The sequence below is a fragment of the Glycomyces xiaoerkulensis genome (assembly GCF_002798405.1).
Taxonomy (GTDB): Bacteria; Actinomycetota; Actinomycetes; order Mycobacteriales; family Micromonosporaceae; genus Glycomyces; species Glycomyces xiaoerkulensis.
Map to the genome: position 1 here is coordinate 1 of NZ_PGGV01000030.1, position 9061 is coordinate 9061.

7 protein-coding genes and 1 tRNA gene are annotated in these 9061 nt (G+C 67.6%); 5 read left to right on the top strand and 3 right to left on the bottom strand.

Annotated elements, in window-relative coordinates; genetic code table 11:
* Together CUT39_RS21830 and CUT39_RS12700 are read right to left on the bottom strand one after the other, a co-directional pair.
* The coding region (locus tag CUT39_RS21830; RefSeq protein ID WP_157930666.1) for a helix-turn-helix domain-containing protein at positions 1–93 on the bottom strand (93 nt) is incomplete at its 3' end.
* A 438-nt stretch (positions 94–531) separates the two neighbouring features.
* A tRNA-Pro gene (locus tag CUT39_RS12700) sits at positions 532–605 on the bottom strand.
* A gap of 267 nt (positions 606–872) precedes the next feature.
* Here CUT39_RS12700 and CUT39_RS12705 point away from each other — a divergent pair.
* On the top strand, positions 873–1955 hold the full coding sequence (locus CUT39_RS12705) for a lytic polysaccharide monooxygenase auxiliary activity family 9 protein (RefSeq protein ID WP_198587101.1): 1083 nt from the start codon (positions 873–875) through the stop codon (positions 1953–1955).
* A 220-nt stretch (positions 1956–2175) separates the two neighbouring features.
* On the opposite strand, the gene CUT39_RS12710 is transcribed toward CUT39_RS12705, so the two are convergent.
* Positions 2176–4197, bottom strand: a complete 2022-nt coding sequence (locus CUT39_RS12710; protein WP_100447146.1) for a glycoside hydrolase family 31 protein — start codon at positions 4195–4197, stop codon at positions 2176–2178.
* Between the two features lie 158 nt (positions 4198–4355).
* On the opposite strand from CUT39_RS12710, the gene CUT39_RS12715 reads away from it, so the two are divergent.
* From CUT39_RS12715 to CUT39_RS12730, 4 genes are all read left to right on the top strand, one after another.
* Entirely contained in the window at positions 4356–4733 is a 378-nt protein-coding gene (locus CUT39_RS12715) for a helix-turn-helix domain-containing protein (RefSeq protein WP_100447148.1), read from the top strand.
* Positions 4734–5007: 274 nt separating this feature from the next.
* Complete coding sequence (locus CUT39_RS12720) at positions 5008–6372, top strand: glycoside hydrolase family 43 protein (RefSeq protein ID WP_198587102.1); 1365 nt, start codon at positions 5008–5010, stop codon at positions 6370–6372.
* An 83-nt stretch (positions 6373–6455) separates the two neighbouring features.
* Positions 6456–7916, top strand: coding sequence for a family 43 glycosylhydrolase (locus CUT39_RS12725; protein ID WP_100447150.1), 1461 nt, complete (start codon positions 6456–6458; stop codon positions 7914–7916).
* 240 nt (positions 7917–8156) lie between these two features.
* On the top strand, positions 8157–9061 hold a 905-nt coding region (locus CUT39_RS12730; RefSeq protein WP_198587103.1), incomplete at its 3' end, for an ABC transporter substrate-binding protein.

A 9061-nucleotide genomic window follows, 5' to 3' on the forward strand; every position in this document is an offset into this window, starting at 1 on the left:
CACACATCCGAACGTCCGGGCCAGGTTCGCCGCCTGGCCCGGGGTCGGGTAGCACCGGAACCGGTAGGCCCGGTGGCGCGCATGGACACCCACGACTCACATCATGAACTGTTTGCGCGTAAGCCCCACATTGGGGCGGGGCTTCGATTCCTCCCTGACCTGAAGGCCAGGCTTTCCTCGAAGGAGATTTGATGACCGTGTGATTCCCACCGTGGATACCCTGGCTGAACACCCGCCCGAACCAAGCCCGCATCATCGGCCCACCCCGCTCGTCGCAGTGCCTTCGGCTTCCAAATCCAGCTCCCGCGCACCGAGACCGCCGGTTCGTCCTCCGTGTTGATCAAGGGCGGAGTCCATTCGACACGCTCTGCATCGACACCGCCGATCCCGACCTCCCGACCATCTCCCGCGCAGACCGCTCCGCCGTTGCCTCGGACGGCACGCACCAGCGGGCACAGCAACGCGAGCAGGAGCCTCGACTCGCGCCACGGTCCCTCCAGAGGCGCCCATGTTCAAACGAGAGTTCTATTGTCGGGACGACAGGATTTGAACCTGCGACCCCCCGCTCCCAAAGCGGGTGCGCTACCAAGCTGCGCCACGTCCCGGTGGCCGCGCAGAACGGCCGATGCAAGGGTACAGCAGCAGTACAGGAGACGGTGACCAGGCCGATCGGGCCCGGGGCGCGAGTCGGAGGCGCCGTAGGTGGCTCGACGGTCCCGGAGATGCCGCTGCCTAGAGACTCGGCGCTGGTGGCGATCATCCGCGGACCGAGAGTCCTCGCTCCCAGATCTAATCCGACGGGTACTTACATTTTGGGCGCAAATGGGTTAGATTTGTACTTGTCAATGTGTCCATCTGATGGGAGCGCTACTATGCCCAGATCGAGAAAGAACCGCATCAGAAGCCTCATCCTCGCGTTCGCGGCGGTGGTCATGGCCGGCGCCTCGGCGCTGTTCTTCACCACGCAGTCGGCGTCGGCTCACGGCACCGCCACCTCGCCGCCCGCGCGGCAGTACAGCTGCTGGGACCGGTGGGGCGACGACTTCCAGAACCCCGACATGGCGGACGAGGACCCCATGTGCTGGCAGGCCTGGCAAGAGAACACCAACACCATGTGGAACTGGATGAGCCTGCTCCGCGAGGGCATGCAGGGCCAGCACGAGCAGCGGATCCCCGACGGCCAGCTCTGCTCCGGCGGCAACGACAACTTCACTTCGCTCGACGAGGTCGGACCCTGGCACGCGACCCCGATCGACAACAACTTCACGCTCCACTACGAGGACCAGGCGACGCACGGAGCGGACTACTACTGGGTGTACGTCACCCGGCAGGGCTTCGATGTGACCACCCAGCCGCTGGGCTGGGGTGATCTCGAACGGGTCGTGGAGACCGGCGTCTACGAACCCGGCGAGGCGGTCGACATCCCGGTCAGCGCCCCCGGACGCACCGGCCACCACGTGGTCTACGTGATCTGGCAGGCCAGCCACATCGACCAGACCTTCTACTCCTGCTCGGACGTGTGGTTCGGCGACGGTTCCCAGCCCGATCCCGAGCCGACCGACCCGGAACCGACCGACCCCGAGCCGACCGAGCCGGAACCGACGGACCCCGAGCCGACCGACCCGGAGCCGACCGAGCCGACCGATCCGCCCGCATCGGGCGACTGCGAGGCCGACTACCAGATCGCCAACGACTGGGGCTCGGGCTTCACCGCCAACGTCGAGGTCACCAGCACCGGCGGCTCCGGCACCTGGGAGGTGAGCTGGAACTGGAACGGCGACCAGCAGATCACCAACTCCTGGTCCGGCACGCTCGACCAGTCCGGCTCCTCGGTCACCGCCACCGGCGAGTCCTACAACAGCACCCTCTCCAACGGAGGGTCGACCTCGTTCGGGTTCAACGGCAATTACAGCGGTTCCAACGACGTACCCGAACTGACCTGCAGCATCGGCTGACCGACGACTCAGGTTGTCAGGCGGTCCCGGCCCCAGCGGCCTGGACCGCCTTCATTCTGCGCCTCACCGTCTGGATAGCCGGCACCTAACCGCAGGTCCTGGTCATACCGCGGACGGCCTGCTCATTCAGGTGGATGCGGTACCGCTTCCCCGCCACAGCGCATGCCCGACCGCCGGAGGGTGGGATGCTCTCGCATCCGACCCTCCGGCCGCGCCATGTTCAGATCGTGCCGGTGAGCTCGGCCGGGGCGCCGTCGCGGAGGAAGACGGGGATGCGCTCCGACGGGGCGTCCACCGCGAGCCACTGGCCTCCTTCGCGCTCGATCCCGGTGTGCAGGTCGGTCCACCTCGCGCCCTCGGGCAAGTAGAGGCGGCGGCCGGTCGCGTGCGGCTCGACCACGGGCGCGACCAGAACGTCGGGACCGAACATGTACTGGTCGGCTAGATCGGCGCAGGCGTCGTCGTCGGGGAATTCGTAGAACATGCCCCGCATGACCGGCCGTCCGGTCTCGTGCGCCTCCCTCATGAGTCGACGGGTGTAGGGCCGCATCGCCTCGCGTAGGCGGACGTACCGGGCGAGGATCTCGTAGACCTCCTCCCCGAAACTCCACAATTCGTTGGGCGCACCGGTCTCCTGCCGCGCGGTGCCGTCGGCGGCCCGGATCGGCTCGGACGGCTGCCGGTGACCGTGCATGCGCATGACCGGGCAGAACGCGCCGAACTGGAACCAGCGGACGAGCAGGTCACGGAAGTCGGGGTCGTCGATCCGACCGGCGTGGAAGCCGCCGATGTCGGTGGTGAACCACGGAATGCCCGCGACGCCCATGTGGATGCCGACGGTGATCTGACTGCGGAGGTCGGCGAAGGTCGAATGGATGTCGCCGGACCAGACCAGGGCCCCGTATCGCTGGGACCCGGCCCAGGCGCAGCGGACGAGGTTCACCACCGCCTCTTGCCCGGCTGCGCGTTGGCCCTCGTAGAACATGCGCGAGAACGCCTGGGGGTAGAGATTGCCGACCTGCGCGTTCGGGCCGGCGTGGTAGCGGTAGTTGTCGAAGTCGTATACGCCGTACTCGGGTTCGGCCTCGTCGAGCCAGAACACCCGGATTCCCAGGTCGTGGTAGTTCCGCTTGCACAGCTCCCACACCGCTTCGCGGGTGCGGGGGTTGGTGGGGTCGAGGAACACGCTGGGCCCCTGGAAGCCCATCTGGACGTCCATGCCGCGCTCGGTGCGGACCAGCAGGTTGTCCTTCTTGAGCATGGCGAAGTTCTCTGATTCGACCGAGACTTGCGGCCAGATCGAGACCATCGGTTCGACGCCCATCTCCTTCAGCTCCGCCACCATGGCCTCGGGGTCGGGCCAGAATTCGTCCTCGAAGCGGAAGTCGCCCATCTTGGGCCAGTGGAAGAAATCGGCGACGATGACGTCGAGCGGCAGGCCGCGCCGCTTGTGCTCGCGCGCGACCTCGAGCAGTTGTTCCTGGTTCCAGTACCGCAGTTTGGACTGCCAGTACCCCAGGCCGTACTCGGGCATCACCGGGGCGTGCCCGGTCGCGTCGGCGTAGGCGGCGCTGATCCGCGCCGGGGTCGACCCGACGGTGATCCAGTAGTCGAGCTGCTCGGTCGCCTCGGCGGTCCATTCGGTGCGGTTGGCCGCGAAGGTGGCCGTCCCGATCGCCGGGTTGTGCCACAGGAAACCGTATCCGTCGCTGGAGACGACGAACGGGATGCTCGCCTGCGAGTTGCGGTGCGCCAGTTCGAACGTCGCGCCCTTGAGGTCGAGCAGGTCCTGCTGGTACTGGCCCATCCCGTAGAGCTTCTCCCCCGGGTTCGGCTCGAACGCGGCCCGCAGCCGGTGCGCGCCTCCGTTCAGGGGCCGGAACTCGCGCGCCGCCAGCTTGAGCGAGCCGCCGGCGCCGAGCTCGCGCAGAAGCGTGCGGCCGTTCGTGTCGCGGAACTCCAGCGCGCATCCGAACGAGTCGTGGCCCCGCTGCTCCTCGAACCCGCCCCAGGCCCGCAGCACCGCGGTGATCTCGCCGTTGACCAGCGTCGCGACCTCACCGTCCACCTCGATGTCGACATCGACCCGCCGGGGTTCGAGGAGCGCGAAGTCGGTGTCGGCCACCTCGCCCGAAGGTGAGCTGCGCACTCGCAGCGAGTCGCGCCCCCATGCTTGGACGACGACGGTCTCGCCGTCGCCGCGCCAGGTGATGGAGTCCTCGGCTACCTCGAATGTGTCCATCTGCATCCTTCCGTGGAAATCCCGGCCTTCAGGCCGGGGAGGAATCGGACTCCTGCCGAGCAGGTCAGGTACCGGCGAAGGCGACGCCTTCGCCGCCTCCCCACCCCGGAGTCCGTTTCACAAAGACTGCATATACGTTTTGAGACGCGAGTGTCACCGTGCGTCACCGGGTCTACCGGTTCCGGTGCTACCCGACCCCGGCGCAGGCCGAGCACCTGCGCCGCACGTTCGGGTGCGCGCGACTGGTCTACAACAAGGCCCTGGAGTACCGGCACGAGGCCTACTTCCGCCGCGGCGAGGCCGTCACCTACAACCGGACCTCGGCCATGCTCACCCGCTGGAAGCAGACCGACCGGTACGCCTACCTCAACGACGTCTCCAGCGTCCCGCCCCAGCAGGCCCTCCGGCACCTGCAGAAGGGGCAAGCCCCTCTCTCCTCATTGAGAGGTCCGTCCGCCGGTCGGCGCTACGGGCGGCACATGCAAGCGAACCGGTTCGCGGCCGGAGGGTGGCCGGCCACCCGGTGGAGATATTGACGGTGTTGACTTCGTTGACGCTCTGTGGATAGCATGTGCAAAATCGGTTCCGACCCCGGTGGCGGACCGCCAATACCCCTCCATCCCCAGCGCACGGTGCCGCGATTTGCCGCGGCGCGCGTTTCAAGCCCGTTCCGGTCGGCGCAGGGCTTGGTCCGGAGAGGTTATCGGTCACATCCGGGGCGTCCGCACGATGGACAAGTGGGGCGAGAGCGGCTCATGTGAACGATAACGTTTTCGGCCGCTCCCCCACCGCCACAGAAGGGCTCACACTGTGACCACTCGACGAACAGTCATCGCCTCGGCGTTCACCGCCGCCGTCGCCGCGGCCGTGCCCGCGCGACCCGCCTTCGCCCAGGCCAACTCGGCCTACGTCATGGCCTACTTCAAGGAATCGCCGGACGAAACCGACGACAGCTACGCCCTGCACCTGGCCGTCAGCGACGACGGGCGGCACTGGGTACCGCTGAACCAGAACGACCCGGTGGCGACGCCCACCGCCGGCACCGGCGGCCTGCGCGATCCGTTCATCCTCCGCAAGGAGGACGGCACCTTCGTCGTCCTCGCCACCGACCTCAGCGGCAAGGTCTTCAACCTCGACAACCAGTACATCCACGTCTGGGACTCGGCCGACCTGACCTCGTTCAGCGGCTACCGCCGGGTCCACCTGCACAACATGGACACCCACTCCTGGGCGCCGACGGCGTTCTGGGACGCCGGCCGCGGGCAGTACGCGGTCGTCTACTCCGCCTACAACGGCGTCAGAGACGTGCTCATGGTCAACTACACCACCGACTTCGTCGACATGGGCTCGCCCGAGGTGTTCTTCGACCCCGGCCACAACGTCCTCGACGGCGACGTCCTGGTCCACGGCGGCGACTACTACCTGGCCTACAAGAACATGGACAACGGCCTTCTCTACGTGTCCCGCTCGACCACCGGAGCGCCGAACTCGTTCACCACCCTCACCGGCGGGATGCGCCAGGGCGACGCGATCGAAGGGCCGATCCTGGTCGCCTCCAACGACGGCGGGACCTTCTGGATGTGGGGCGACTCGTTCGCACCGGTCAACGGCGAGTTCTACGTCTGGCAGACCGGCGACATCGGCGGCGACTCCTGGTCGGCCCTCGGCAAGCGGGACTTCGACCAGCCGATCAGCTCCAAGCACGCCACCATCGTCCCGATCACCGCCGCCGAACGCGACGGGCTGTTCAACCGCTGGGGCAACGCGCAGTGGAACCGGCTGAAGTCCTACAACTTCCCCGACCGCTACGTCCGCCACGCCGACGAGGTCGGGCGGATCGACCCATACCCGATGGACCCGCCGGCCGACCAGCAGTGGCGGATCGTGTCCGGCCTGGCCGGGAGCGGCGTCTCGTTCGAGTCGTACAACCACCCCGGCCGGTTCCTGCGGCACTACAACTACGAGCTCCGGCTCGAGCAGGACGACGGATCCGGCGTGTTCGCCGCCGACGCCACCTTCCACCAGGAGGCCGGCCTGGCCGACGGCTCCTGGACCTCGTTCCGGTCGGAGAACTTCCCCGACCGCCACATCCGCCACTCGGGATACGTCCTGCGCATCGACCCGATCGACGACGCCACCGGCCGAGCCGACGCCACCTTCCGCATCACAGCTTGAACCGAGCCGCCGGCCGGTACGGTCAGTTCCGGCTCGTGCCCGTCCCGGCCGGCACCCCAACATCAACGAACAGGAGTCAAACCATGCCTTCCCCGCTCATCAGCCGCCGCCGGCTGTTCCAGGCCGCCGGAGCGGCCGCGATCGCCGCCGCCGCGCCCGGCCTCCACGCCACCGCCGCCCACGCCGCCGGCACCCCGGCGGTGACCTACCACAACGCGCTCATCCAGCAGCGGGCCGACCCGCAGATCTGGAAGCACTCCGACGGCTACTACTACTTCACCGCCTCGGTGCCCGAGTACGACCGGATCATCATGCGCCGCTCGACCACCCTGCAGGGCCTCGCCTCCGCGCAGGAGGTCACCGTCTGGTGGAAGCACGACAGCGGCCCCATGAGCCACCACATCTGGGCGCCGGAGATCCACCACATCGACGGCCGGTGGTACATCTACTTCGCCGCCGGCGAGGCCGACGACATCTGGCGCATCCGCATGTACGTGCTGGAGAGCACCAGTTCCGATCCGACCAGCGGCGGCTGGACCGAACTGGGTCAGATCACCACCCCGCGGGACTCGTTCTCGCTGGACGCCACCACGTTCACCCACAACGGGGCCCGGTACCTGTGCTGGGCCCAGAGCGACCCCGACGTCTCCGGCGGCGGCACCAGCCTGTTCCTGGCGACGATGTCGAATCCGTGGACGCTCTCGAGCTCGCCGGTGCGCATCAGCATGCCGACCTACGACTGGGAGCGGGTCGGGCACAACGTGAACGAGGGCGCGTACGTCATCAAGCGCAACGGCCGGATCTTCATGACGTACTCGGCCAGCGCCACCGACGCCAACTACTCGGTCGGCCTGCTGACCGCCTCCGAGAGCGCGAACCTGCTCGATCCGGCCTCGTGGTCGAAGAATCCGGAGCCGGTGCTCCAGAGCCACGACGGCACCGGTCAGTACGGGCCCGGGCACAACGCGTTCACCGTCTCCGAGGACGGCCAGAGCGACATCATGGTCTACCACGCTCGGCCGTACGAGGCGATCGACGGCGATCCGCTGTACGACCCCAACCGGCACACCAGGCTGCAGAAGATCTACTGGAACGACGACGGCACGCCGAGCTTCGGCATCCCGGTCGCCGACGGCCAGACGCCGTACCGGTTCCTCGGCCACGGGGGCCAGGACCTGTACCTGAACCACTACGAGTACCGGCTGCAGGCGACCGACAGCCCGGCCATGCTGTCGGACTCGCAGTTCCGGATCGTGTCCGGGCTGTCCGGATCGGGCACGGTGTCGCTGGAGTCGGCGAACTTCCCGGGCCGCTTCCTGCGGCACCGGGACTACGAGTTCTGGCTCGATGAGAACGACGGCTCCAGTCTGTACGGGCAGGACGCCAGCTTCTATGAGCGGGCCGGTCTGGCCGACTCGGCGGGCGTGTCGTTCGAATCGGTCAACTTCTCCGGCTACTACCTCCGGCACCGGGACGGCCTGGCCTACCTCGAGCAGTTGGGCTCGGCGCAGGACGAGTCGGACGCGACCTTCTACCTGGAGTGAGCGAACCGGGGGCCGGTCCGTCTGCGGGCCGGTCCCCGGGGCCTCGCCGGGCCCGGGCGTGTCGCGAATCGACTGCGGCAACGGTGGTGAGCAGGCGGATCTCACTTCATCGCGTTACTGAATTGTTACCGATCAACTCGCTGGATCCACTTGACGTGATCGATAACATGAGTAAGGATTTGAGCGATAACATCCTCTGGGATGGATTGAACTCCTCAAATCTCACCAGCATGAAGGGCAATGATCATGCTCAGGAAAGCTATTGTCGGCCTGGGGGCCGGCGCGCTCTTGTTCGGCTCGGCCGCGTGCGGGGCCGACGACGGGGACGGCTCGGGCGGCGACTCGGGCGAGGGCCTGGTCGTCGGGTTCGCTCAGGTGGGCGCCGAGTCGGCGTGGCGGACGGCCAACTCCGACTCGGTGCAGGCGGCCGCCGAGGCCGACGACCGGATCGACGAGCTGAAGTTCGTCGACGCCCAGCAGGAGCAGGAAAAGCAGATCGAGGCGATCCGCAACTTCATCACCCAGCAGGTCGATGTGATCGTCCTGGCCCCGGTGGTGGAGACCGGCTGGACCGACGTGCTCGGCGAGGCCGAGACCGCCGGGATCCCGGTGGTCCTGGCCGACCGCGGCATCGAGGCGGCCGATGAGGACCTGTACGTCACCCGGCTGGGGTCGGACTTCGTCGAGGAGGGCCGCAAGGCCGGGTCCTGGACGGTCGAGACCTTCGGCGGCGGGGAGACCACCCGCATCCTGGAGCTGGAGGGCACGGTGGGGTCGGCCCCGGCCAACGACCGCAAGACCGGCTTCTACGAGGTCCTGGACGGCGAGGGGCTGGACTATGAGCTGGTCGATTCGCAGTCGGGCGACTTCACCGCCGAGGGCGGCAAGTCGGTGATGGAGACCTTCATCTCCACCCACGGGCTGGAGGAGGTCGACCTGCTGTACGCCCACAACGACGAGATGGGGCTGGGCGCGATCCAGGCGATCGAGGAGGCCGGGTTCGAGCCGGGCACCGATGTGCAGATCATCATCGTCGACGGTTCCAAGGCCGGGTTCGAGGCCGGCGTGGACGGCAAGGTCAACTACATCGTGGAGTGCAACCCGGTCTTCGGCGACCAGTTGATGGACGTGGTCGTCCAGGTCGA

Excerpts from the sequence above, each read along its gene's own strand:
- CUT39_RS12705 (WP_198587101.1), top strand. The coding sequence starts at position 873 with ATGCCCAGATCGAGAAAGAACCGCATCAGAAGCCTCATCCTCGCGTTC.
- CUT39_RS12710 (WP_100447146.1), bottom strand. The coding sequence starts at position 4,197 with ATGGACACATTCGAGGTAGCCGAGGACTCCATCACCTGGCGCGGCGAC.
- CUT39_RS12725 (WP_100447150.1), top strand. The coding sequence starts at position 6,456 with ATGCCTTCCCCGCTCATCAGCCGCCGCCGGCTGTTCCAGGCCGCCGGA.